Source organism: Desulfobacter latus, assembly GCF_013389365.1.
Taxonomy (GTDB): Bacteria; Desulfobacterota; Desulfobacteria; order Desulfobacterales; family Desulfobacteraceae; genus Desulfobacter; species Desulfobacter latus.
On record NZ_JACADJ010000024.1, the window covers coordinates 26,162 to 52,191 of the forward strand.

Sequence of the window (26,030 nt, forward strand, 5' to 3'; positions counted from 1 at the left end):
TGATAAGGAAATGTAATAAGATGACATCCAAAACGCGTTTCAGGTATCTTGCTGCTTTTATGCTGGGATTTTTCATCTTTTCAGGCAGTGTGTCTTTGAGCCGTGCAGAATCGGTATGCGACCATGTTACCTTATCGTGGCTACAAACCCAGGTACCTGTGCCCAAAGATGCAAAACTGGTATTTAAAAAAGAACAGGGCGCTCTTTGTGAAGCCGTACTCTCCGTTGACGGCGGTCTTGCGCCGGTTTACGCGGGTAAGGATTTCATTGTGGCCGGCCGACTATATAAAAACGGTGTATGCATTACCCGGATGACCATGTCCAGCCTGTCTGATCTTGCGGATGCTGAACGAAAAAAAGCCAGGGAAAAAAAGGCGCGGGCTGCTGAGATGCGTAACGTTTTTTTTAAAAGCCATGCCGCAGACCTGGCCGATCTGGTTTCTTTGAGTTTTGCGCCGGGCGGGTCGTCTGATAAGTTTATCTATGTTATTTCAGACCCGGCCTGCAGCCACTGCAGGTCCCTTCTTGACGGCCTGGAAGAGGTGGCTGCGGAAACGGGCCTTGCCTTGAAACTGATCATATATCCGATCCTTGGCGAAAAAAGCAAAAGCATGACCGCCCAGGTCATCTGCAAACACCTGAGCTATGGTGCATATAAAACCCTGAAGAAAAATGAGGGGACAGCAGACTGTGAAAAGGCGAATCAACGTATAAACAACACCTTTGATTTATTTAAAAAGGCTGATATCTTTTTTGTGCCGTTGGTGGTGGCCCAGGATGGTTCCTGGGTGGTGGAAGGCAATGATATATGCCGTGTACGTGAGTACCTGGGACTGGATCCGGGAACCGGTAAAAAAAGCGGCGGCTGCAAAAAAGCCCGGGAAAATTAATTTTATCATAAGTGGGGAAGTGTATTATGAAGAATCAAAGACGTTATCCGGGCAAGGCACCGGAAACTATGGATCAGTCCGCTACAGATCTTAACGAAGATATTAAGCATCACATCATGACAACCATGGGGAACGATTTTTACCCGCCCCGAAAAGACACCTATTACAATGGGCTTGCCTACAGTGTCCGTGACCGGCTGGTTACAAGGTGGCTGAATTCCCAGCGCTCTTTCTACGATAGAAGTGCCAAACGGGTCTATTATCTTTCCCTTGAGTTTTTGCCCGGCCGGTTTTTAATGAACTATGTTACCAATATGCAATTGAACAAAGCGTGCGAACAAAGCCTGGAAGAGACCGGGTTTACCCTGGAGGAGCTTGAGGAACAAGAGTGGGATGCCGGCCTTGGTAACGGCGGTCTGGGTCGGCTTGCGTCATGCTACATGGACTCCATGGCCTCTTTAAATATTCCGGGATATGGCTATGGTATCATGTATGATTACGGCATATTTTATCAAACCATCGTCAACGGGTATCAGGTGGAACAATGCGATAACTGGGTGCGCTGGGGCAATCCCTGGGAATTCAAGCGTCGGGGATTTTTATACAATGTTCAGTTTTACGGCAGATCCGAACACTATAAAAACGATGCGGGTAAACCTTGTTACCGGTGGGTGGATACCTTGGACATTAATGCCATGGCCTGTGATATTCTTATCCCGGGATACGGTACCCAGAATGTGAACAACATGCGCTTGTGGGCGGCCATGTCCAGCCAGGAATTCTCTTTGCGCGAGTTTAATCAGGGCGACTATATAGGTGCCATGCAGAGCAAGATCCTCACGGAAAATATCTCCAAGGTGCTTTATCCCAGTGATGAGGAAGAGGTGGGCAAGGAACTTCGCCTCAAACAACAGTATTTTTTTGTGGCGGCCACCTTCCAGGACATTATGCGCAGATTTAAAAAGCACAATTCTGATTTTAAGTTGCTGCCTGAACGGGTCGCGGTTCAACTCAACGACACCCATCCTGCCATTGCCATTCCCGAACTTATGCGTCTGTTGCTGGATGAGGAGGGTCTTGAATGGCATCAGGCTTGGGAAATTTCAGTAAAAACTTTTGCTTATACCAACCACACGGTGCTTCCCGAAGCCCTGGAAACCTGGCCGGTCCGCCTCATTTCAAGATTGCTGCCCCGTCATATTGAGATCATCTACGAGATAAATCGGCAATTTTTAAGCATGGTGGAAAAACGGTATCCAAAAAAACCTGAGTTATTACGCCGGGTCTCTATTATTGAAGACGGCCCGGAGCAAAAGGTGCGTATGGCCCATTTAGCCATTGTGGGGAGCCACGCGGTCAACGGCGTGGCAGCCCTTCATTCCAGAATTATCAAAGAAAAATTATTCCATGATTTTGACATTATTTTTCCCGGGAAAATTATCAATGTCACCAACGGCGTGACCCCTCGACGCTGGGTACTCCAGATAAACCCGGCGTTATCGTCCCTTATTACGGATACCATTGGATCTGACTGGATTACCGATCTTGACCAACTCAAAAAACTCACTCCCCATGCAGAGAGCCCGGAATTTCGTGAAAAATGGCGGCAGGTAAAATTAAAAAACAAAGCGCGTTTGGTAAAATATATCAAGCGCAAAGTGGGTATGGATGTAAATCCTGATACGCTGTTTGATGTTCATGTGAAGCGGATTCACGAATACAAACGCCAGCTTTTAAACATTTTTCATGTCATTGCCCTGTATAACCGCATAAAAAAGGATCCAGCCAAAGAGATTGTGCCGAGAACCGTTATTTTTGGCGGTAAGGCGGCACCCTCCTATGTTCAGGCAAAATTGATCATCAAGCTGATCAATTCGGTTGCAGATTTTGTGAATAATGATCCGGACGTAAATCATAAGCTTGAGGTTGTTTTTCTGCCGAATTATTGTGTTTCCCAGGCGGAGAAGATCATACCTGCAACAGATCTGTCTGAGCAGATTTCAACGGCAGGGCTTGAAGCGTCAGGTACCGGAAACATGAAATTTGCCTTAAACGGGGCCCTTACCATCGGCACCCTTGACGGGGCCAATATCGAGATGATGGAAGAGGTGGGTGAAGACAATATTTTTATTTTCGGCCTGACCGCCAAAGAGGTGGACAAGAAAAGAGCCCAAGGATACGATCCATGGGATTATTATAACAGTGATAAAGAGTTGAGAACCACACTGGATATGGTCAGGCTGAATCATTTTATTCCTGGCGAGCCCAATCTTTTCCGACCTATCTGGGATTCTCTGATGGCCCAGGGAGATAAATATTTTGTGCTTGCTGATTTCCGTGCGTTCATTCAGGCCCAGGACAAGGTCAGGGCGCTGTATCTGGATCAGGAACAATGGACCAGACGTTCTATTTTGAATACGGCAAATATGGGTAAATTTTCCAGCGATAGAGCTGTCAGGGAGTATGCCCGGGATATCTGGCATATTGAGACTTCTAAATAGTGTATTATGCGCGTCAATTTTCAGTAGGCTGATCAAGAAAAAGACCGTCAACCATTTTCAGCCGCCGGAACATGGCGCGTTTTTTCATTTGATGCACATGCATGCGACTGAGGATATCCCGAAGACAACGAACCGTTCCGATAATATTAGGCCCCTTGTTGAGCATGACACATTCGGCCCGGGCTCCCATGGCGGCATCGGAAATTTCCGCTCTGGACGGCAGTCCTCTTTTCGCCAACCCTTCAAGTACCTGGGTGGCCCATATGACCGGCATGTGTGCCGCTTCACACATCCACAGGATCTCTTCCTGCACCTCGGCAAGCCGCTCCCACCCGCATTCCACAGCAAGATCGCCGCGGGCAATCATTACGCCTGATGCAGGGCTGCGCAGCGCCATGGCCAACAGTATGGGAAGATTGTCAAATGCTTGACGATTCTCAATTTTCAGCACAATACCGATATCCGTCCGATTCAATCGCCGCAGTTCCTGCGCCAGAAGATCAAGATCCTCTTTGCGCCTGACAAAGGAATAATTAACAATGTCCGCATGCCGGGCGACAAATTCAAGGTCTTCGATGTCCTTTGCCGTCAGAGCCGGTAAATGCAGTTCCGTATCCGGCAGATTGATGCCCTTATCCGATCTTAAATGGTCTCCCTGCTCCTGGGCCCTGGTGATTTCGGCAACCAGATGGGTTTCGGTTGTTTTCACGACAACCCCGGCAATCTTGCCATCATCAAAAAGAATACGATGGCCCATCTGCACGTCTTTGAATATTTCAGGAAGCGTACACCCAATGCTCGGGCCGGTCAAAAGTTTACCCTGGTTGTTATAACCGGCTGGACGCCCGGGAATATCCGTATTGGTTACGGTCAGCAAATCCCCGAAATGTTCAGCATAAGCGGCTTCTTTTTTGAGCATCTCGGACCGGATCCGGCTTAACTCCCTGATAACCCCGTCTATCTGCTCACTTTGCCAGCGGCTTCGTTCTTTAAGGCTTTTGCGGTGACTCAAATGGCCGCAGGTGACACCCGCATCGTTTTTTGTGCTCATATGATCATCTCCATGCCTATTTGACCAAATTTTACGATGGGGCCGGTTTTTTTGTCAACCTGTATAGATGCGTCTAACAGAAGTCTAAAATAGCGCCTGTTTAAAAATTAGGGGGGCGAAGCAAAATTTCATGAGATTGCCGCCGATTCATCAATTTTTAAACAGGCGCTAAGGAGTACAGATGAAATAAGGGTTTTTAACCGTCAGTATTCCGGAGGGCTGTCTCCATCTCCTGTTTGACGGTTTTAAGGCTTTCAATCGCTTCCACCCGTTTTTTACGGTTTTCTTCAACGATGGTTTTGCCTTCATCGCAAATCTGTACCAGGGTATCTTTCATAGAGATCAACAGGGCAATCTTGGTGGCATAATCTCCTTCGGATTTTTTGGCTTCCAGGATGGCATCTTTCATGGTGCGGTTGCGAAGTTCTTCCACACGCTTCATCATGGCTTCTTCATCTTTGCGGCCAAGCTGCAGCTTGCGCAGGCGGGCTGTGGTCACAATGTCGATAACCGCCTCTTTCAGGGCGGGGATTACAAAAATGATTTTGTCCACCAGGTTGTCCATCTCAATGTTGATGGCATCCTGGATGGCCCGGATTTTAGGGATGGTGGTGGCAGCCCGCTTGGTAAAGGAGATCTGCAGATTGACCAGTCGGTGGTTGAACGCCTCCAGGCTGTTGGCAAAATCCTGGACCTGGGATGCCAGAAGCGTGTTGGCCGGTTGATCTTCGGCCTGTTGTTTCAGCGTATTGAATTCCGCTAATCCCCGTTCCAGGGCCAGCTGTCCGCCCACGATGATGGGCATCACGACAGCGATCTGATCAACGGTACGGTCCAGCAGCAGCTGGTATTTGGTGTTGTCCTCAATCAGGGTGTTGCGTTCGTTTTCTGCCTGCATCTGCATTTTGTCAAACTGGGTACGCACATCTTTCTGGCGGTCCACCAGGAACTGGATCATTTTAGCCAGCTCCTTGGCCTTGCTGGTGAACATGCCAAAGAAACCACCGCTCTCCTTGCCTTCCAGGATATCCTGAAATTTCTGCAATTTTAAATCATCAATGTTGCGATTCAGGGCAATGAGCATCTGGCCGGCCAGATCCGAATCCTTAGCCTTGATACCGTCCAGCAGTTCATCAAGAAAGTCGGACATGGCCTTTTCTTCGTTATATCCGTAAAATCTGACACTGTTACGGTCAATAAAGTCAATAGATTTCGCGTATTCATGGGCCATTGTTTGCTGGGGCTGATCCAGCTGTTCGTAGGTCAGAATGCTTGGCTGGGGCTCCAGCATGGAAAGCTTGACTTCCGCCGGCAGGTTTGTCGTTGCCTGGGACGGAATGCCGGGCGCTGTCTGTGCCTGGGCGGCGGCTGTTGTTGTCTGGGCCGTTTTCCGGGTATTGATTTCATCCAGCAGGTTAAATTCATTGTTTTCCGACACGAGCACGTCTCCTTAAATAAAAAAAATTTTACTGTTTGATTGTATTTAAAATGATGTCCATGGTTTCTGCTGACGGCATTTGGATGATGGAGGTGATCACCTCGGGCAGGCCGGATACTTTATGTTTGCTTGGATCGTTTCTAATCCCCTTAACCGAGGACCTGAATCCGTGCTTTTCCCAGGCGATCTGCTGAATTTCAGGATCTTTCAGCGCTTCCATAAGCCGCTGTCCTTTTTCATTGACTGCAATCAACGGATGAGAAGACCAGACCGTGGGCTGGGGGTAAAGGGTTCTGATATTCTTTTTTAAAAAATCAATGCTGTAATCATTACTGTTCTGGATGGCGTATTCAATGAGCTGGTTTTCATACCCCACCAGCAAGGGATAGGTATAGGGATTGGAAATAAACAGATCAAAAATATCGCCTGAAGATTTCTGCTGGAACCCCATGCGATCATAATATGCTTTGATTTTCGGCAGGATATCCCCAATGGTGGCGGCACCGACCACATCACCATAAAGTACGTTGGCTAAAAGTCCGAAAAAGATATTTCCTGAGTTGCTCTGGGCAGGGTCCGTGGAGAGAACCTTGATACTGCCCGGAATCATGGGAAGATCAATGTCCTTCCACTTGGTCCTGTTGATGGCTAAGTCCACAAGCTTAGGAAAATCAACAATATAGTGTACATCTTCCTGAACTTTGACCACCCCGATTTTAATCAGGGCATCCGCCACCTTGGACGGGCAGTAAAGCACAATCGGCGAGTTGAAAATAACGTCCGCCCCCTTGGAAATACCGCCTGTTTTTTTAAACCACTCCACACACACAAAATTGGAGGGCCAGAAAAAATCAGTATCAGGCGTGCGATATACCGGATCTTTAACCATTTCCACACTGCCTTTTTTATGGGCGTCGATGGTGATGCGGTATTTTTTATCCAGAATTTTTTTGACCGCGTCATTGGCCAGAAATCCCATTTTTTCCCCGCCCACATATCCTTTTACCGTAACGGCATCAGGCAGTTTGACCTCCTTGAGCATGTCGCTGCTGCCTAAAAACCGGAATACGCCGATGGCCGCAATGGCCGCCAGGGCCAGCACAATACCCAGTATACTTTTTTTATTCATTCTTTTGTTTATCTCCTGAATCGGATTATTATATATCTAGATTATAAATGGTTTCCATACTCTGCCCCTCCACCTGAAGCTGGGTAAAATCATTGCTCCTGAAGGCTTCCAGGTGTTTGGAAAAGCTTTCCCGGATGGTGGTGATTTTCCTTTCCATGTCCGCAAGCTTGGCCTGTTCATTATCCGTAAGCCGCCCTGCACAAGCCAGTCCTGAGTATGCCATCAGAAATTTATGGGCCCGGGGCAGGTGATCATTGATCAGTCGTTTGGCGTTATTCGTGGTCAGGTCCTTGGGATCGTGTTCAAAGTTAGTGAACAAGGTGGATACGGTTGCTGCAATGTCCCGGATTTTTACCGCGGTATCCGGATGCGCACGATCCAGTTGGGTTGTCAGTTTTTCCAATTTGTTGACCCAGTCCCGGCCAAGGGCCAGGGTCTCCTTAAGCTCCTGCCGGGTAAGGCCCGGCACCACTTCGATTTCTGAATCCTCTTTTTTATCCCTCAGGATCAGTTGATTAACGATTCCGCCGAAAAACAGCGAAATGATCACATCCACCCACCATTTGAATTCAAGCATCATATCTGCTGCAAAATACGCCCCCACAGTCACCAGCGCACTGATTACCATGTTGACCTTCCAGTTTACCTGCATGAAACATTATCTCCTAATTATAGCCCTTCATTTTCCTGAACGCATCGGCCACACGATGGTGTCCTGAAAAGTAACGCCCCCCGAAAGAGGCGGCAAGTTCCTTGAGTTGTCGCTCATCCGCCTCAGCACCGAAACTTAAGGTGAAAATGGGGATATCTTCCAGGCCCAGGCGTTTCACGGCTTGTCTGACGTCGTTAATGCTTCCCTTGGATTGACCGTCGGACAGTACGGCAATGGCCGGGAAATGCCCTTTGATATCTTCCTGGTGTTGTTTAATATATGTCAGTGCCGCCACAACCCCTGCGTACATATCTGTGCCGGAGCCAAGATGCATGCGGTTGATTTTGTCCATAAGCGTTAACAGAATCGCCGGATCGTTGCCCTGGGCTCTGATGGGCGATCCGGGCGTGTCACTGAAAGGGATGACCACATGAATGTCCCTGGGCGTCGGTTGAAGTTTGTACTCCCTTGCTTTTTCCGGGGTGAGCAGGGTGGACATGGCCTGCTGCACAGCGGTTTTGCCATTGTTGTTGTACATAGATCCGGAATCGTCTATGACCCAGAAGGTCGCTGACGGCTTCCTGACCGCTTCCTGGTACAGATCCAGTATCGCCGTCAGCACCTCTTCCCGAGGCGGTTGGATCGGGGCAATAACCTTTTCAACATCAAATCCGTATTCGGGATTAAACGCCTTTTTATCGGCCAGGGAGGGGTCCATGGCCAGCAGCTTATTGCGTCTGCCTTTGGAAATCATCTTTTTCTGGGCATCCGGTGAGAGAAGATAATTTTGCAGTGCATTAAAAATCTTTTCCTTTTGGCCGTTGCCTTTGTCCACATAGCCCAAAGGATGATCCGCCATCATGGTTGCATCGGACAGGTAGACCACATGTAACGGTTCCTGATCCTTTTCCAGAAGACCCGGGTGGTGAACATTTTTGCCGGTGGATTTGTCAATTGTGTTCCATCCGATGTTGGCCTCGCTGATCATGGCTTCGTAATTGATCATGCCGTCCAGCTTGTCTGCACCGTTCACGATTTTTGATTTAAGCCATCCGGAACTGCCGGATGTGGCTGCTACTGTGGATTCCATCTCTTTTACCCGGGCCTGAATCTGCGGGTCTTTCACAAGATCCATGGTCCAGCTGTCGGGTTTTCCGGCAAAGGCCCACCAGGCAGCTAAATGGAAAAGTGCCCCTGAGTTGGACTGCGTGGAACTGGTTTTGCCATATTTAAATTTGTTTTTTTGGGCAGCGGTTAAAAACGCTGCCATGTTAGGGCTTTGCTTATCCCAGCCCAATTTTTTTACAACGCTTGTTTTCAAGCCTGCCACAATCGGGGAGACCATAATGCTGCGCTTGTTTTTTACGGCATGGCGCGTATCGCCCAGGATGAACCAGATGGTGTGGGCCGGCCAGAATGCATCGGCCACGGTGCCGGCCCCGTCTTTCATCATGCGCATCATGTCAATGGAGCCTTTGTAGTGAATTTGGATGAGATATCCTTTTTTATCCGCCCATTTTTTGATCATGGGTTCAAGGCCGCTCATTTCCGAACCCGCATACAGGACAAATTTTTCGGATGAATTTGGCGGGATATTGCCGGACTTGGATGTGGCGGTTTGCTGATTCTGTTCCGTGGCATTATCCGAGCAGCCTGATACAAGGGCTAAAATTAGGCATCCTTCATTTACCAGTTTACACTTTTTGGAGCAAGCACCCTATTTTTTAGCAATCATTCCCCAAAAAGTGTAAAGTACTTTGGGGGTGATATGAAGGATGCCTAAAATTAATGCCAGAATCCAGGCCCAGGTTGTTTTTTTTATGCAACGGGATTTCACGTGATTTCTCCTTTAGCGGTTTATGAAGTTTGGACGCATAATAATATAATACTAAAATGCGGTTTTATTATTAGAATTTGATTAGAAGATTCCGGAATATAATGTTGTTTTTTTCCAGCTGAATCACGGAAAGCACGGAAGAATACGGAAATGAGAGTGGCGTTGAACGCGACTAAGGATATTGTTTCCGAACATAAAACACAAGGGGGGGGGCAACACCTGAAAGCAGCGAACTTGAAATTAGGATTACCGATCAACTTCGGCACTCACCCAAAAGTATAAATAGAGCGCTTTGCGCTCTATTTTTCAGTGCCTTCAGTGCCTTCAGTGCCTTCAGTGTATTCCGTGGTTATAAAGATGAGCCTAAAACTTATGATAAATTTGTTCCTGTTCATCCAGGATGTCATCCAGGATGGCTTCGGTGGTATAGGGATTCATGATCACACTTCGAAGTACCACCACCATGAAGTCATCCTCCGGCGCAAGTTTGAGCCGGGTTCTGGAAACAAAACTTTTGCCTGCTTCCCGCTGGACGCGTTGGATGCGGATATTGATTTCGTCGAGTTCCTGGTTCAGGCGTTTACGCGCCTGCCCTTGGGCTGTTTCCATCTTTTGACGGAAGGCCATGGGAACCAGCCGGTAGGTCAGAATATTGAGTACCGGCGGGGTCACAAGTTCAAACTCCAGCCGCGCTTCTATTCTTTCGGCAAATGCCCTGGCCGTTTCAATACCGTGATCAATCATCAGGGCATACCCTTTGGCGCCCATGATTTTTAAGGATGCGTCCAGGATCAGGCAGGCCGCTTCCCTGGAACCTTCAAGGGTTTTGATGCCTAAATCCACAGAGCCTTTTCGGTTGACGTACCGGGCATGATAGGCAATGGCATCAAGGGCTAAAGGGTTTTTAAAATAAACCATGCCCGTTCCCATGGGCATATAAAACTGCTTGTGGCCGTCAATGGTGACCGAATCTGCCCGTTCAATGCCTGACAACAGATGGGCATAGGTGTCGGATAACAGTATCGGGCCGCCCCATGCCGCATCCACATGGAAATGAATCTGCTCCTGTTCACAAATATCCGCCATCTTTGGCAATGGATCAATGGTCCCTGTTTCCGTGGCCCCGGCAATGCCTATGATTGCGGCGATTTTTGTCCGTCCCTCCTGCTTCAGGTCCTGAACCGTCTGTTTGAGTTTCTTTATATCAATGGTATGATCCGGTTGTACATCAACGGCAATGATGTTTTTATTGCCCAGGCCCAGAATTCCGCTTGCTTTTCTCAAAGAGTAGTGCCCCCGCCGGGAGACAAGGATCACCACGCGGTCTGTTTGGTGGACGCTCATGGCCTTGAACAGGCCGTCTTCTTCAATACTTGAAAAATCATCTTTGGGCGGGAACAGGCGATTTCTGGCCACCCACATGGCTGTCATATTGGCTGTGGTGCCGCCGGATGTAAATGCGCCCAAAGCCGTGCGGGTATTCTGGACATGGGCCTGGTAAAACTCCCGGCTTTGTTTGAAAAGCAGGCGATGGATTTTGGCCAGCACCTGCCTTTCAATGACAGCCAGTACCTTGGACGTTTCCATTTTAATGAGATTCTGGTTCAAGGCTGCGGTAATTGTTTTAAGGTGCACCATGAAAAAGGGCAGGGCAGAAGTCATGTGACCGATGAAGTAAGGCGATGCCACATTGACCGCTCTAGGGGCAACATCTTTAATGATGTCTTCGATAACCTGGCCCAGATTTTTCTGGGGCTGGTCGCTGATCTCGACGTCCATGTAGTTTTTAGCCAGTTCATTGAGGCTGATTTCTTCGGTGACGCCCACATGCCGGTTAAGAAAATCGTGCAGTCCGAACAGGATCTGCTCCATGTATTTAACCAGGGTCTCTTTGCTGTTTTCATCTTCGGGACGGATGAATACCCGGTCCAGGGATTTGCGGTCTGCGATCAACTGTCTGGTTGTTTTTCGTAAATTTTTCCGGCCTTGATTCCAGTTGCTTTTTACAGGTAGTGAAAAAAATGAAAAAGAGGATGACATATTGTGAAGGTCTTTCCTTCAATTTAAAAATTATTTTGTCCGGCCCATGCTGTCCGTTATGGACCTGCCGCCTTTTACGTTTTTCGGCTCTCATGTTGTTAATTTAATTTGAGAACCGTATTAAAGTATGGCAGGCATACCTTAAAATAAGGAGAAAATCAAATGGAACTTAATGATAAAGGTATTTTAATATGGATAACGCGATATAATCCGATCCGTAACGGCAGAATGATTATTTGATTATATAGCGATCCGGCATTGAGTCAGAACAGGGATTGTGGTATTTTTAAATTATCATCTCACCAATAAAAAGGAGAGCCTATGAATATTTCAATCACCTTCAAAAACGTTCCTTCATCTGATGCTGTTAAATCCCATATCGAAAAAAAATTAAATAAATTGGATAAAATGCTGGATGCCCTGGCCGAGGCCCAGGTTGTCCTGTCAGAGGAAAAATTACGTAGTATTGCTGAAATCAACCTGACGTGTAATAAGCTGAAAATTAATGCTAAGGACGAGGCTGAAGACAATAACATGTATTCAGCCATTGACGGTGTAACTGAAAAAATTAAAACCCAGATCACCAAATTCAAAGAAAAGCAACGGCGGCACCTGGCGGGTGACAAACAAAGCATCAAAGATGAAGTGCTGGAACCTGCAGATAGCGAATAGACGAGTGTCTGAAATATGAGTTAACCCAATCCCGGTCCCGAAAAGGACCGGGATTTCTGTTCAGCCTGGATAATGGCCTGCAATCCCCCGTGAAGATCCTTTAAGATGGTGTTGGCGCTGATACCTAACCTGCGGGCATTGGAGATATCAAACACGGCCTTTTCAACAGCGGTTTTTTCCCCGCCGGTACCCCGGATCTGCAGGTGGTGATCCCTGGTTATGGTTTCAAGAAATGATAGGTTTTGTTCCAGTTTTTCAAGATGGATATGCACCCCTGCCCGCATGGCTGTCCCGATATTGGTGGGGCAGGTTGTAAGAAAGCCTTTTTTGGGGTCAAAGGCAAAATCAAGTTTATCGCCCAATGCCTTGATCATCTGTATCAGCCGGTTAAAAACATTGGCAATATCCCCGCCCGGGGACTGGGCTATAATGCGCAGATGATCTTCCTCATTGACCCATACCCGGATAATGTTGTCCCGGCTTGTGAATATGCCGCGTCCTAACGGATAATCCCGGTTTATGCCTGCCGCGTCCATGAACCGGTCCCCTTTCCGAAAGGCCAACCCTTTTTTGAGTAGGGCATGGAATTGTTTCTCATTCAAATCCGTAAAAGCGGTATAGGTACCGGATAATTTTTCGGGCAGGTTTCTGAACGCGTGTTTTACCGTCTTTTCCAGTTCCAGTCGCTGATCCGGGGTCATGTTGCCTGAAAAAGGAAATTTGCCCAGATTTCTTGCCACCCGTATCCGGGAGGATCGTATGAATCGCTGTTCCGGGTCCAGGTCCGGCAGAACTACTTCCTGCAACCCAGGCTTATGTGACCAGCCTGGGTCAAGGTGATGGTAGTCTTCGATAATGGGTAGCAACACCGGGGCAAAGCAGTCATAGCTTTCCATATCCCCGGCATAAATGCCGATGTTGGAATCGGGATTTTCAATGCCGGACCTGATGGCCTGATCAAGACTGTACCCCGACGGGGTACGGATTTCTTTCAGGTCGTTATAACGTTTAAGGGTCAGGTATTGTTTTATTTTGGAACAAGAGGTGACGTGAAACGGCAGTCCTGGTTCAGCTGTCATAGCGGGAGGATTGGGAAGATACAGCCCGGGCCGGCCGGGTTTGAATCTGATCTAAAATAATGCAGTCCTTATGGCAGTTGGGCAGATGTCCCCTGAATTCACAATCGACGCATGGGCTTTGGGTCAGATAGCCCACTTCAAAATCAAATAAATCTCTTTTAACTGTTTGCTTGTCCATAGTTTTTAAATATGCTGCAAAGTTGACATAAAACTTTATAGCATTTTATTTACACTGGGGTCAATCTCCAGGTTAAACCTGATCTTTTTTAAACTACGATCTTTGAAAATATATAGTTAATTCTACATTTCTGTTGAAGGCATGATTTTTTTTATTCACATGCGATCCCTTGCGATACTCACCTCTGCTACTGACCTCAAACACTTTTGGATGCATTCCATACTTGATCAACTCATTAACAATTTTGGCAGCCCTTTTAGCACCAAGCTCAATATTGGATATACTTTTTGATTTCAAGCTATCAGTATAGCCCTTAACATGAACTTTTACATCGTAGGGCTTGGTAAGTTTTGCAAGTTTTGATAGAAAATCATTATATGAAGCATTCACCTTTGATTTGCCGGATGAAAACAAAATAGGCATATAAAAATCAAGACGCACTCCTGACGGATCATCAATTAACTCGACCCACTCTTCAAGACCCAATGCTTTAATCTCTTTTTTTAGTCTCTCTTCCGCCCCACTGTCAGACATGGAAATTAAATGAGGCTCTTTTTTGTTGACATCAGAAAAAAGATCATCAGTCGTAATTCCACCCTGACGACTCATGCCGGGCATACGCTTATTGATGATAAGATTCTTTTTTTTTATAGCGTTTTTATGTATCCGAACCTGTTCCATCAAGCGCTTTTTCTCCTCTTCAATAACTTTTTGCTTATTAAGCAGGTTGCTTCTCGATTCAATAAGCGCTTGGGGAATAATTCTATGCTGACTTTTAATATCCTCTATTTTTAAACGAACCCACTCCTGATCCATTTTAAGGTTTAAAAGCCTTTGATTTAAAGCCTCTATCTGTGTTTCATGCTCTCTCATTGTATCGTGTATGGTGTCACGCTCAATAATGAGATTTGCAGCATCTTGTGAGTTGCTATAAAATTCGGTTGTATATACTATATGCAGCGGTAAAAAAAATGATGATGTCAAGAAACCAACAGTATAAAACAATATTTTGACAATATTCATGAAAATTACCTCTCCTTTTGATGACAAATATCTTCTTCAGTTTCATCTTTGGAAATAAAATTAATGCTTGACCAGGCACAACAACACATGAAAATCAATCAGGTTTCCGGTATCCTTCATAAGCACTTTACACTTTCTGACGCAAGCTCCGTTTTCCAGGGGCTTCACCCCAAAAAGTGTAAACTACTTTTATGAGGATATATTTGTTCAAATTCAAGGCGGAAACAATTTTTAACCGGATTCCAACGCCGAAGTTGGGCAAATTAACAAACGCCTGATCATCGAGTTTCAGGAGGACAGCTTACCGCCATAGGCGTTACAGGAGGACCATTTTTAGGCGTACAGACAGGTGAGGCAGAAGGCGTTGAGTAAGACCCCTCACATGAGATCGGCCCTGTGGGACACCATACGTTTGCCCTGTTTACAAAGTTGAGACGCAAAATTATCTCAGCCTCTGTAATACCATTGCTCAGACGTGTAATTTCAATAACTTCAGCACCTCTGAGCCATGCCTGGGTTTCGCTGTAAAGAAGGCTGTAGTTTACACTACCGTTGTTCATTTGTGACTGGGAATCAATATAAATGCCGTGTAACTTTTCTACAAGTTGTCTATAGCCATCAGTAATAGCAGCACGCTCTGCCATCAAAATGCCTTCAGCTCTGGTTTTAGCCTTTTCAGGCTCAATGCCCCTTCCAATAACACGGTATGTTTCTACCTTGTTGATGCCTGACGGGTTTAGCTCTCCATCAACTACCGGCAAATGATTGGTGCGCTGATAATAACAACCACAACCTGTTAGCATAGCGCATAAAGTGATCATGATAAAAATTGATAGAGTACGATATGACAGCACAATTGCTTTTTTCATCATTTTTTTCTCCCTTTATTAAGCAAGATGAATAAGTTTGAGTATGGCTTTGTCTATTTTTTATTTATTGGTCATAATTTTATGTGCGCAACATAATTAATTAATCTAAAAACCCAATAATGCATTTTTAATGCCTGGAGTAAAAAAAATATGATATAGCAGAATAAAATTTATAACTTGTCAAAAATAATGTATTTTTTAATTTTGATTAAAGTAGACTCTGATATCAGCCCGTCTGCTCAACATTCTACAGTGCGCAGAATTTTCACTGCAAAGCGGATATTGCCCCATGCCGTTAAGCTTAAAAATAGATGGTTTCATACCATACTTTTTAAGCACTTGAATAACGGCTCCGGCTCTTTTGGCACTTAACTCTATGTTGCTCATTGTTTTGTTTTTAAACTTTACATCATCAGTATAACCATCCACATTGATAAAAACCTCATAAGGTGCAAGAAAGGTGGCAAGTCTGCGTAAAAATGATCTGTATGGATCTGTTACTTTAGAACTGCCTGATGCAAAAAGTATAGGCGATGCGGTTCTTAAAAATACACCTGATGCATTCTGAACGACTTCAAGATGGTTTTGTAAGCCGGCTTGAGCAATTTTACCGTTTAATTCACCCCCATTCATATTGGGGTTCCCTATCGGATAGTATCCTGCTAAGTCTTTTGAATAGAATGAGTTAAAACCGACATTAGGATCAATTTTACGATTCAGATCTCTGATAACACCTCTATGTTTTCTGATAAGGTGGATGAGCCTCTCTTTTTTTTTCAGTACAATAGCAATTTTTCTTGTAAGATTAATCCGTGACTCTTTTAGATCTTGTGGAACAATTCGATTTTGATCTTGAATGCGAAAAATTTTAAGATAGAGCCACTCCTTATCCGCTTTAAGTCTCAAAAGATCTTCATTGAGCATATCAAGTTCAGCTTCATACGCTCTAACAGTATCATGGGTTGTATCTCGCTCGATAATAGGAAATACTTTGCCGTTATCAGATGAAATAGGCTCACAAAAAGCTTTCGGCGGCGATATCAGTGCAAATATAGCCAGGCAAAAAACAACTCCGGTAAGTATTTTAATGGCTTTCATTTTTCCTCCATTCGTTCAAATTTTTGTATCAGTTGTTTTTAGGGGCTCCTTAATACCGCTTGTATTTTATTGAATGTTTTTCCTCATAGTATGTTTTTTTTGAGTCTCTGCAACACCCGCCGAAATTATAACAGCCTGGTTTGGTAAAAGTAGATTTGAAACAGGGGGCAGGGCAGCAACGGTTACCGCAACAAGGAATCGGCAGACGCAAAACCATTTCCGCCTCTGTTATGCCGTTGCTTAATCTGTTGATTTGCACAATTTCTGCACCTCTTACCCATGCTTGCGTTTCATTGTGCGAAAGCGAATAGGCAACACTTCCGTTGTTGATATATGCCAAGCTGTCAACATAAACGCCGTAAATTTTTTCAGTCATCAACCTGTAGCCATCAGCTACAGCTGCTCTTTCAGCCATTAGAATGGCTTGAGCCCTTGTCTTTGCCCTTTCTGGTTCAATGCCTTTTCCGACAACACGCAATGTCGTTGTCGGTAAAGGCGTAATATAGCCTGGACACCCATAAATACAACCTTGTGCATACGCCTGACCAGCAGCAAAGTAGATAAGCATCAAACAGGCAATAACGCCCTGCAAACACCGAACTTGTTTTATTTCCATCTAATTATCCTTACATGTTTAATGAGTTAAAATAAAGTTTCCACATTGATCAATGGTTCGGACAGTGTTTAACCCCTGGAATCAAGGAATTCCAGCTATGCTGACATTGATTTGCAACTCAGCTTACACATTTTGGCATATCGACAATTTGTTTTAAATCTTTAAAAACAGCTTTTTGGCATGTCGTTTTATTTGACACCACATTTGTGCGCATTATATTTACTTGAGTTTTCGAAAAATATTTTTATTTTAATATCAGTATATTATGTCTTATTTTGATGGTGTATTAATTGTTTTTGCTTGAATTTAATAATAATATCATAATGTTAAGTTTTTTTTATGGAAGAAATCACAAAGCAGATTGAAACAGCCCATCTTCTGGTGAACCGCATCCGCAGTGAGGTCGGTAAAACCCTGGTGGGTCAGGAAAAATTGGTTGACGGCCTGCTGACAGGGCTTCTCACCGGCGGGCACGTACTCATTGAAGGGGTGCCGGGCCTTGCAAAAACCTCGGCGGTCAAGGCGTTGGCCGCTGCTGTCCAGGCCGATTTCAAACGCATTCAGTTCACCCCGGACCTTTTGCCGGCGGATCTGACCGGTACCGAGATTTACCGGCCTAAAACCATGGATTTTGTCACCCGTAAAGGCCCGCTGTTCAACAATATTATTCTGGCCGACGAAATCAACCGGGCCCCTTCCAAGGTGCAGTCCGCACTTCTGGAAGCCATGGAGGAAACGCAGGTGACCATCGGCGACAGCACCTATACGTTGCCTTCCCCTTTTCTGGTGCTGGCCACCCAGAACCCCATTGAGCAGGAGGGCACCTATCCCTTGCCCGAGGCCCAGGTGGACCGCTTCATGCTTAAAGTGCTGGTGGCATACCCCAGCCGGGCCCAGGAGCTTGAGATTCTTAAAAAGACAAGCTTTGCCGCAGTAGAAGAGATTTCGCCTGTTATTTCATGTGAGGACCTTGCCGGATTAAAGCGCCTGGTGGATCAGGTCTATGTGGATGAAAAACTCAAAGAATATATCGTCAGCCTGATTTTTGCCACACGGAATCCGGAATCCTGCAAAATGCAGACCGGCCATTATATTGAATTCGGGGCATCACCCAGGGCAACCATTTTCCTGGCCAAGGCGGCAAGGGTCACTGCATTTCTTGCAGGCCGGGCCTATGTTACGCCCCAGGACATAAAACTTGCCGGACCGGATGTACTGCGCCACAGAATATTGCTCTCCTTTGAGGCCGAGGCTGAAGAGATTTCAACCGAGCAAGTGGTGACGGACTTGTTTGATTCCGTGGAAGTGCCATAAAAACAAGTTACAGGTGACCTGAAATGATTCCTGCCCATATCATCAAAAAAATCAAGCAGATTCATATAACGTCCCGCAAAACCGTCAACACCCTGATGGCAGGACAGTACCGGTCTGTGTTCAAAGGCTCGGGCATTGAATTTGAAGAGGTGCGCGAGTACGCGCCGGGTGACGATGTCAAGGCCATTGACTGGAATGTTTCGGCGCGCACCGGAAAGGTGTTTGTCAAACTGTTCAGGGAAGAGCGCGAATCCATTGTCATGCTGCTCATTGACATGAGCGCCTCTTTAAATTTCGGGACCCATGCGGGCAGCAAACTTGAAAAGGTGGCGGAACTGGCCTCGGTTCTGGCATTCAACGCCATTAAAAATAATGATAAGGTGGGGGTGATTTTTTTTACGGACCAGGTGGAAAAGTATATCCCGCCCAAAAAGGGCTCTGCCCATATCTGGCGGGTGATCAAGGAGATTTTTACCTTTGCGCCCCAGGGCGTAGGCACGGATATCGCCTGTGCGCTGGATTTCATGGCAAAAATCAGCAAAAAGCGCAGTTTTGCCTTTGTGATTTCCGACTATCTCTCCCCTGCGTACGAAAAAAGCCTGCGCCTCTTAAACCGGCGGCATGAGGTGGTGGGTATGCGTGTGTTTGATGACGGGGCCTTTCACCTGCCCTCTGCCGGTATTGTGCGGATAACGGATTTTGAAACCGGGGAAGAAACGCGCATGGATGCGGGCAGCAAAAAAATGCGGCAATGGTATACGGATCAACGGCAGAAAATCCATACCCTGACGGAATCGGTGTTCAGCAAAGCTCGGGTGGATCTTGTGGATGTCACCACGGCTGACAGTGTGTCCGACGTGTTGACCCGCTATTTCATGCTCAGGGAGCGCAGACGCTGATGCTTGAAGATATTCATGATATAAGGCCGCCGGTGATGACCGGCATGGACCCGGGACTGATCCAAGGGCTTCTTTGGGGTGCAGGGGCACTGGTGCTTTGTGCGCTGATGGCCCTGATCATCCGGTATCGGCTTAAAAAAAGAAAGAATAAAACCCATGAGGCCCAGGCCCTTCCGCAGCTCTCCCCATATGAGACAGCAGCCCGGGATCTGGAACAGTGCATGGCTGATTTCGGCCATGATGCTAAAATTTTTTATTTTGAACTGGGCCGTATTGTAAAAGCCTATATTTCAGGTCGGTTTCAAATCAATTGTTCCGAGATGACCTCCCAGGAGATGGCCAGGGCCGTAAAAAACCTTAACTCTCTGGATACCGGGCTTAAAACGGAATTGGTTCAGTTCCAGGATCAGTGTGATCCCATCCGCTATATGCCTTTGGATACCCAGGGGAAGCTGGATGCCGGGCGTATGGAGCAGGATCTGGCCCTTGCCGGCAGCCTTGTGGCCCGGATTGAACAGACGATTGCGGATGCGCCGGCCAAAGAAGATACGGAGGATGCCTGATGTTTCGATTTGCCTCCCCCTGGTTTATGCTGCTGCTTATCCTGCCCTGGATGTGGCTACTGGTTCACACGGCCAAAAATAGCAGACGCTTTTCAGTCAAATGGCTTCCCACGTTTTCGGGTCACAGTATCCGGGTGTCAAGTCTGACCGGTACGTCCCGGGTACCGTTCAGTCTCGCTGTTTTCGTGGCTCACCTCATGCCCCTGGTAAAAGTGCTGGCCTTAAGCCTGATGATTATAGCCCTTGCCCGGCCCCAGGCCGGAGAGCGCAAGATCAATGTGGAGACCGAAGGGGTGAATATTGTTCTATCCCTTGATTTGTCCGGGTCCATGAAAGCCCTTGACTTTAAGCGCGACGACAAAATTGTCACCCGCCTTGACGCGGTCAAGGGGGTGGTTTCCGATTTTATCATGAAGCGGGAAGGGGATCGCATCGGCCTTGTGGTGTTCGGTACCCATGCCTTTACCCAGGTACCGTTGACCCGGGACTACAACACCATTGCATTCATGCTGGATCATTTAAAGATCGGGGCGGCCGGACCCAATACCGCCATTGGCGATGCCCTGGGTATTTCGTTAAAGCGCCTGGAAGATATACCGGCCAAATCAAATATCATTATTCTGCTCACCGACGGTAAGAGCAATGCCGGAGAACTCTCCTGGCAGGAAGCCGCCAAGATCGCCGCCCAAAGAAAGATTAAAATTTACACCATTGGCGTGGGTTCCAGGGGCAGGGCCCCTTTTCTTGTGGACGGGCTTTTTGGTAAGCAGTATGTGTATCGCCAGGTGGATATGGACTGGGATGCCCTGGATTCAATTGCCGAACAGACCGGCGGTACCTTTTTTAAAGCCAAGGACACTGACAGCCTTGCATCCATTTATAAGATGATTGATTCAATGGAAAAGACAACGGTCAAGGTGGACAAATGGGTGGATTACAAGGAGCTTTATACCCTGTTTCTGATCCCGGGACTGCTGCTTTATCTTGCATGTTTGGGTCTTGGCAGCACAAGGCTTATGGAGTTGCCTTAAGTGAGTAAAAGGATGTAAATATGAAATTTGACCATCCACATATTCTGTTTTTTTTGTGGGGCCTTGTGCCCCTGGCAGGATTGCTGGCGTACGGCATTTTGCGACACAAAAAGATCCTTGCCCGGTATGCAACCGCGTCCATGTTTGATCATATTCTGCCGGGGTTTTCCTATGGCCCCAAATGGGTAAAAGCGGTTTTGGCCGTACTTGCCACGGGATTTGCCGTGGTGGCCCTGGCAGGTCCTCTGGCCGGGTACCGCTGGGAGAAAACCACCCGGAAAGGGGTGGATATCATGATTGCTCTGGACTGTTCGCGCAGCATGCTGGCCCAGGATGTCTCCCCCACACGGCTGACCCGGGCCAAGCGTGAAATCATTGACTTGACCCGGTTAATGCACTCGGACCGGGCCGGACTTGTGGCCTTTTCCGGGGCTGCCGTGCTGCAATGCCCGTTAACCCTTGATTATAACGCATTCGGGATTTTCCTTGATGCCCTGGACCCGGATTATCTGCCTGTGGGGGGCACGGATTTGACCACAGCCCTGGAGACCTGTTACAACGGATTTGATGCGTCATCCACTGCGGAAAAAGCTATTATTCTCATCACCGATGGTGAGGATACAGCCGGTGATGACAGGGCCTTGACCAACGTGGTGGAAAAATTTGCCAAGGAAAAAATCCGTATTTTTGCCATCGGGGTAGGGGACCCGGCCGGTGCCCCGATTCCGGACAAGGGCGGAGGATTCAAAAAAGATAGTGCAGGCAATATCATTTTGTCAAAAGTGGACGAAACCATGCTTAAAAAAATTACGGCCATGACCCAGGGCCGGTATGTGCGATCCGTGGCCGGGGACATGGACCTTGAACAGATCTATTCCGGGGACATTCTGGGCACCATGGAGCGAAAGGAGCTGACCCAGGGCCGTAAAAAGGTCTGGGAAAAACGGTTTCAGTGGGCCTTGCTGCCCTGTGTCCTGCTGCTGCTTGCTGAAACTTTTTTACCCGAGAGACCCGGCCGGAGACACGGTGTTCAAAGGGGAGGTTCCCTGATTGGTCTGGCCATTGTCATGGGGCTTATGGCACCGGGGCCTGCCCGGGCAGAATTTTGGACGTCTCCGGTTAAGCAAGGCATGCAGGCCTGGAACAACCAGCAGTTCCAGCAGGCCAAAAAACATTTTATTGATGCCCAGCTTGAAAACCCGGATGATCCCCGTCTTTATTATAATATTGGGGCGGCTGCCTATGCAGCCGGTGAATATGACCTGGCTGAATCCAATTTTGCCCAGGCTGTGAATACAACGGACAGGGTGCTTAAACATAATGCCCTGTACAACCTGGCGAACACCCGCTATCGTCAAAACCATCTGGACAAGGCCATTGAGGATTATCAGAACCTGCTCAAGGAGTTTCCCGATGATACCCAGGCCAGAGAAAACCTTGCGTTTGTAAAGAAAAAGCTTGAGGAGAAAAAACAAGAACAGCAAGATCAACAGCAGCAAGATCAACAGCAGCAAAATCAGCAGAATCAACAGAATAAAGATCAGGACAATCAAAATAAAGACAAGTCAAATAAGGATCAGGGGGATCAAAAGCAAAAAGATCAGAACCGGCAGGACAGGCAGAACCAGGACCAGGGGCAGGGGCAGGGGCAGGGGCAGGATGATCATAAACAGGGTCGGAAAAACCAGGGGGATAAAAATCAGCAAAATAAACCTGAAGAAAATAACCGGCAGCCGGACCAGGCCCGGACGGCTCAGCATCAGGATATGTTGCCACAGGCGTCACAGGCCCAGACTGCCCAGGCCGGAAATGCCGGGAAAGGACAAAAACGAGAGGATAACATGCAGCAGGCACAGTCAAAAATGCTTGAAAACCGTCTCAACCGCCTGGAAGATAAACCCGGCATGGCCCTGATTCCCCAAACCGGAGCACGGAACAATGATAAGGATTGGTAATATTACGATTATAAATCGAATACATATGGCAGGCTGGGCAATGGCCGTTCTGCTTTTTTGTCTGCCCTGCACAGCCCTGGCCTTTACCGCAACAGCCCAGGTGGACCAGACCCGGATCACACCCCGGGATGTTGTGTCATTGCAGGTGATTGTGGACGGCGGTGAGGCCGACGTGGATACATCTTCCATCACCGGGTTCCAGGTCAATTCCGCCGGTACCCAGTCCAACAGAAGCTATATCAACGGCACATGGCGCCATAAGGTCATATACCGGTTCATGCTGATTCCTTTAAAGCGCGGGGTGCTGACGATTCCGCCCATCACCTGCGTCCGGGACGGCGAATCCGTATTAACCCGGGAGATCAAAATCCTGGTGAAAGAATCTTCAGCCCAGGCCGGTGATGACAAAGGTGATTTTTTTGCCGAAGCATCCCTGAGCAGCGACGGTATCGTACCGGGACAGCAGGCGGTGTATACCCTGAAACTGTGCGCGGCAAAACGGATCAAGGGCGCTACCTTTGATTCCCCCCGGTTTGAGGGCCTGACAGCCAAGCAGTTGACGGAGTGGTCCAAGTACACCCGGACCATCAACGGCCGGGCGTTCATGGTAAATGAGACAAAATATCTGATCCAGGCGGACGTCCCCGGGCAGTTTACCATTTCACCGGCTGTTTTTGTGGCCCAGGTGCCGATGCAGCGGACCAGACAACGTGATCCGCTCAATTCCGTATTTAACGATTCGTTTTTCCGGGACTCTTTTTTTGATACCACACCGGCAAAGCCGGTGCGCGTGGTGTCCAATGCGGTGGATCTGACGGTCTCTGCCTTGCCGGAATATAAAGGCGATCAACCCTTTTCAGGCCTTGTGGGCAAATTTTCCATATCAAGCACACTGGACAAAAACACGGTGAAAGCAGGCGAATCCGCCACATTGACCGTGATTATCAAAGGAACGGGAAATATTATGGATGCGGCCCTGCCTGCCCTGAACCTGGATACGGCCAAATTCAAGGTATATGAAGACACTCCGGCCCAGGAAGTACAGGTTACCGAGCAGGGATTTGAGGGACACAAAGTGTTCAAGCAGGCCCTGGTCGCCTCGGTACCCGGAAAGGCTGTTATTCCCGGCCTTTGTCTGGTTTTTTTTGATACGGATGCCAAGACGTATAAAACCATTCGCACAACGCCGTTAACCCTTGAGGTACAGCCGGGCGGTCCTGTGACCGTTGTGGATGGCACCCCGGCCGCCAATACAGGAGCAGGAATGCCGTCGGCATCCAAAATCAAACAATTCGAGGTTAAACTGCAAAACAGGGATATTCTGGATATTAAAGAAGATATTGCAAGTATCCATTCACGCCCCTGCCTTTCCATGTTCTGGTTTGCTTGTCTGGTTTTCCTGCCGGCTTTCGGCTTTGGGGCGGTGAGCACGGCCATGCGGTTTGGCGCCAGGGAAAAATCCCTGAAAGAGCAATACCGGCAGAAAGCATGGGCGTATCTGAAAAAAGCGCGTAACACCTCACCTGACGACCCTGGATTTCTGCCGGGTCTGTCTTCAGCCCTTACCTATGCCGTCCTGGCCCGGGGCGGCAAGGGGGGCCAAAGCCTGACCCGGGATGAGGCCCGGCAGATTCTGTCCCACAGCGGCCGGGATCAGGAGACCGTAGATAAGGTCACCCTGTTGATGGATACCATGGATGCGGCCCGTTTCGGGGGAAAGTCCATGGATAAAAACACTGCACAAAGCTGCCTGGATCAGGTTTCATCCCTGATCCGTACGCTTATGGTTGTGGCCTGTGTGGGAGTATCCCTGTTTATGTTCCGGGGTACGGGTATGGCGGCACAGGATACGGCTGAGCCCAGCCTTCCCCAAAAAATTCACGCCGTAAAAGACAAGGCGGGTGTGTTTGTGGATGCGGTGCGCGCCTATAAAGCCGGGGATTACGCTGCGGCGGCGGCACGGTTTGAGTCCATTGTCAAAACCCGCGTGAATAATCCGGATCTTTTCTACAATATCGGTAATGCCTATTTAAAAAGCAAGGATTTAGGCCGGGCCATCCTCTGGTATGAGCGGGCAAGAAAGCTTGCACCGTCAGATCCGGATTTAAAATTTAATTTGGCCTATGCCCAAAGCCTTTTAAAAGATAAAAAAGAACCTAAATTTTCCTTTGCCGGTATCCTTTATTTCTGGCAGGGTCTGGTTTCTTTGCAATGGCTTCAGTATGCCTCGATTACACTCTCCTTTTGTTTTTTTATCTGGGCAACGGTTCAAAAGGCCAGGAACAGACATATTTTTTCGGGCATCGGCATTTTTCTTTTTCTGCTTTTTACCGGTACAACCCTGGCTGCCGGTCTTGAATACAACCGGATGAACGCGGATATAAACGCCGTAATTCTTGCAGAACAGGCCGGTGTACGCTCCGGAACCATGGATAATGCCACTCTCCTGTTTGACCTGCATGCCGGTACACGGGTCCGGGTGCTGGAAAAAAAAGACAATTATATGAAAATTCGATTTGCCAAAGACAAGGTGGGGTGGGTGGCCTGCAGCAAAGCGGAAATAATATGGTCAAGAAAAATATATCAAAAAAATTAAAAAAATAGTAGAATTATATCTCAAAAAGCTTTATGAGTATTAATATGAAGTCAAATCAAGCACTTAAAATACTTAGAGTGTCGAAATCCACTTTAAGAAATTATATTAAAAGTGGAAAAATTAAAGCTACTAAATTACCAACCGGTAGATATGATTATGTAGAAAAAAAAGCTAATCTAAGGATTTAATTTGTGAATAGAGTAGAAAGATTCATAATACGCAATTCTTCTAACTTAACTGATTTAGCGTTTAAATCTAAAAACTTATACAACTGTGCAACTTTTATTATGCGGCAAAACTTTATCCACAATGGTAAAATAATAAACTACCCCAAAATGGATAAAATTATCAAAAGAGATTACGAAGATGTTTACAGGGCATTACCTGCTCAGACCACTCAACAGATTTTGAGATTAATTGAAAAGGACTGGAAATCTTTTTTCAACGCAAATCGAGAATTCAAAAAGAATCCTGAAGTTTTCACAGGCAGACCAAAACCGCCCAACTATAAAGATAAAAAAGATGGCTTAGGGATAGTTATTTTCACTAACCAACAGTGTAAAATTAAAAATAATTTTATTCACTTCCCGAAAGCTGTC

Annotated in this window: 23 protein-coding genes; 11 read left to right on the forward strand and 12 right to left on the reverse strand. The window is 47.2% G+C overall.

The window, feature by feature from the left end:
• The first annotated feature begins 20 nt into the window (after positions 1 to 20).
• Positions 21 to 890 (forward strand): thioredoxin domain-containing protein, encoded by an 870-nt coding sequence (locus HXW94_RS08865; RefSeq protein WP_178366539.1) that lies wholly within the window; start codon positions 21 to 23, stop codon positions 888 to 890.
• Between the two features lie 26 nt (positions 891 to 916).
• On the forward strand, positions 917 to 3,391 hold the full coding sequence (locus HXW94_RS08870) for a glycogen/starch/alpha-glucan phosphorylase (RefSeq protein WP_218576637.1): 2,475 nt from the start codon (positions 917 to 919) through the stop codon (positions 3,389 to 3,391).
• 13 nt (positions 3,392 to 3,404) lie between these two features.
• Here HXW94_RS08870 and HXW94_RS08875 read toward each other — a convergent pair whose 3' ends face one another.
• From HXW94_RS08875 to panP, 6 genes are all read right to left on the reverse strand, one after another.
• A complete protein-coding gene (locus HXW94_RS08875) occupies positions 3,405 to 4,442 on the reverse strand; it encodes a pyruvate kinase (RefSeq protein ID WP_178366540.1) in 1,038 nt (345 codons plus the stop codon).
• A gap of 196 nt (positions 4,443 to 4,638) precedes the next feature.
• Entirely contained in the window at positions 4,639 to 5,880 is a 1,242-nt protein-coding gene (locus tag HXW94_RS08880; RefSeq protein WP_178366541.1) for a toxic anion resistance protein, read from the reverse strand.
• Between the two features lie 28 nt (positions 5,881 to 5,908).
• On the reverse strand, positions 5,909 to 7,009 hold the full coding sequence (locus HXW94_RS08885) for a hypothetical protein (RefSeq protein ID WP_178366542.1): 1,101 nt from the start codon (positions 7,007 to 7,009) through the stop codon (positions 5,909 to 5,911).
• Between the two features lie 28 nt (positions 7,010 to 7,037).
• Positions 7,038 to 7,661 (reverse strand): 5-bromo-4-chloroindolyl phosphate hydrolysis family protein, encoded by a 624-nt coding sequence (locus HXW94_RS08890; RefSeq protein ID WP_178366543.1) that lies wholly within the window; start codon positions 7,659 to 7,661, stop codon positions 7,038 to 7,040.
• A gap of 13 nt (positions 7,662 to 7,674) precedes the next feature.
• Positions 7,675 to 9,354: a vWA domain-containing protein gene (locus tag HXW94_RS08895; protein WP_343054564.1), complete on the reverse strand. Its 1,680-nt coding sequence runs from the start codon at positions 9,352 to 9,354 to the stop codon at positions 7,675 to 7,677.
• 507 nt (positions 9,355 to 9,861) lie between these two features.
• The gene (gene panP, locus HXW94_RS08900) at positions 9,862 to 11,538 is read right to left on the reverse strand and encodes a pyridoxal-dependent aspartate 1-decarboxylase PanP (protein WP_178366545.1); all 1,677 of its coding nucleotides are present in this window, start codon (positions 11,536 to 11,538) and stop codon (positions 9,862 to 9,864) included.
• A 321-nt stretch (positions 11,539 to 11,859) separates the two neighbouring features.
• Between panP and hpf the strand changes: the two genes are divergently transcribed.
• On the forward strand, positions 11,860 to 12,210 hold the full coding sequence (gene hpf / locus HXW94_RS08905) for a ribosome hibernation-promoting factor, HPF/YfiA family (protein WP_178366546.1): 351 nt from the start codon (positions 11,860 to 11,862) through the stop codon (positions 12,208 to 12,210).
• Between the two features lie 20 nt (positions 12,211 to 12,230).
• Here hpf and HXW94_RS08910 read toward each other — a convergent pair whose 3' ends face one another.
• The 6 genes from HXW94_RS08910 to HXW94_RS08935 all read right to left on the reverse strand — a co-directional run bounded on the left by HXW94_RS08910 (position 12,231) and on the right by HXW94_RS08935 (position 17,073).
• A complete protein-coding gene (locus tag HXW94_RS08910) occupies positions 12,231 to 13,289 on the reverse strand; it encodes a phosphagen kinase (RefSeq protein WP_178366547.1) in 1,059 nt (352 codons plus the stop codon).
• Positions 13,279 to 13,467: a hypothetical protein gene (locus HXW94_RS08915; RefSeq protein WP_178366548.1), complete on the reverse strand. Its 189-nt coding sequence runs from the start codon at positions 13,465 to 13,467 to the stop codon at positions 13,279 to 13,281. Before HXW94_RS08915 ends, HXW94_RS08910 begins: the two co-directional genes overlap by 11 nt.
• Before the next feature lie 93 nt (positions 13,468 to 13,560).
• Positions 13,561 to 14,490 carry an OmpA/MotB family protein gene (locus tag HXW94_RS08920; RefSeq protein ID WP_178366549.1) on the reverse strand — a complete coding sequence of 310 codons (930 nt, stop codon included), beginning with the start codon at positions 14,488 to 14,490 and terminating at the stop codon, positions 13,561 to 13,563.
• A 278-nt stretch (positions 14,491 to 14,768) separates the two neighbouring features.
• Positions 14,769 to 15,362 carry an LPP20 family lipoprotein gene (locus HXW94_RS08925; RefSeq protein ID WP_178366550.1) on the reverse strand — a complete coding sequence of 198 codons (594 nt, stop codon included), beginning with the start codon at positions 15,360 to 15,362 and terminating at the stop codon, positions 14,769 to 14,771.
• A 195-nt stretch (positions 15,363 to 15,557) separates the two neighbouring features.
• Positions 15,558 to 16,457, reverse strand: coding sequence for an OmpA/MotB family protein (locus tag HXW94_RS08930; protein WP_178366551.1), 900 nt, complete (start codon positions 16,455 to 16,457; stop codon positions 15,558 to 15,560).
• A gap of 49 nt (positions 16,458 to 16,506) precedes the next feature.
• Positions 16,507 to 17,073, reverse strand: coding sequence for an LPP20 family lipoprotein (locus HXW94_RS08935; protein WP_178366552.1), 567 nt, complete (start codon positions 17,071 to 17,073; stop codon positions 16,507 to 16,509).
• Between the two features lie 339 nt (positions 17,074 to 17,412).
• On the opposite strand from HXW94_RS08935, the gene HXW94_RS08940 reads away from it, so the two are divergent.
• The 8 genes from HXW94_RS08940 to HXW94_RS08975 all read left to right on the forward strand — a co-directional run.
• Positions 17,413 to 18,387, forward strand: coding sequence for an AAA family ATPase (locus HXW94_RS08940; protein ID WP_178366553.1), 975 nt, complete (start codon positions 17,413 to 17,415; stop codon positions 18,385 to 18,387).
• A 23-nt stretch (positions 18,388 to 18,410) separates the two neighbouring features.
• Entirely contained in the window at positions 18,411 to 19,286 is an 876-nt protein-coding gene (locus tag HXW94_RS08945; RefSeq protein WP_178366554.1) for a DUF58 domain-containing protein, read from the forward strand.
• A complete protein-coding gene (locus HXW94_RS08950; protein ID WP_178366555.1) occupies positions 19,286 to 19,849 on the forward strand; it encodes a hypothetical protein in 564 nt (187 codons plus the stop codon). Before HXW94_RS08945 ends, HXW94_RS08950 begins: the two co-directional genes overlap by 1 nt.
• Entirely contained in the window at positions 19,849 to 20,880 is a 1,032-nt protein-coding gene (locus HXW94_RS08955; protein WP_178366556.1) for a vWA domain-containing protein, read from the forward strand. The genes HXW94_RS08950 and HXW94_RS08955 overlap by 1 nt, the downstream gene beginning before the upstream one ends.
• Before the next feature lie 20 nt (positions 20,881 to 20,900).
• Positions 20,901 to 22,835 (forward strand): VWA domain-containing protein, encoded by a 1,935-nt coding sequence (locus HXW94_RS08960; RefSeq protein ID WP_178366557.1) that lies wholly within the window; start codon positions 20,901 to 20,903, stop codon positions 22,833 to 22,835.
• 40 nt (positions 22,836 to 22,875) lie between these two features.
• Entirely contained in the window at positions 22,876 to 25,431 is a 2,556-nt protein-coding gene (locus tag HXW94_RS08965; protein WP_246293810.1) for a BatD family protein, read from the forward strand.
• A gap of 44 nt (positions 25,432 to 25,475) precedes the next feature.
• Entirely contained in the window at positions 25,476 to 25,619 is a 144-nt protein-coding gene (locus tag HXW94_RS20335; RefSeq protein ID WP_218576638.1) for a helix-turn-helix domain-containing protein, read from the forward strand.
• 3 nt (positions 25,620 to 25,622) lie between these two features.
• Positions 25,623 to 26,030 (forward strand): hypothetical protein (locus HXW94_RS08975; RefSeq protein ID WP_218576639.1); only part of this gene is annotated, 408 nt, incomplete at its 3' end.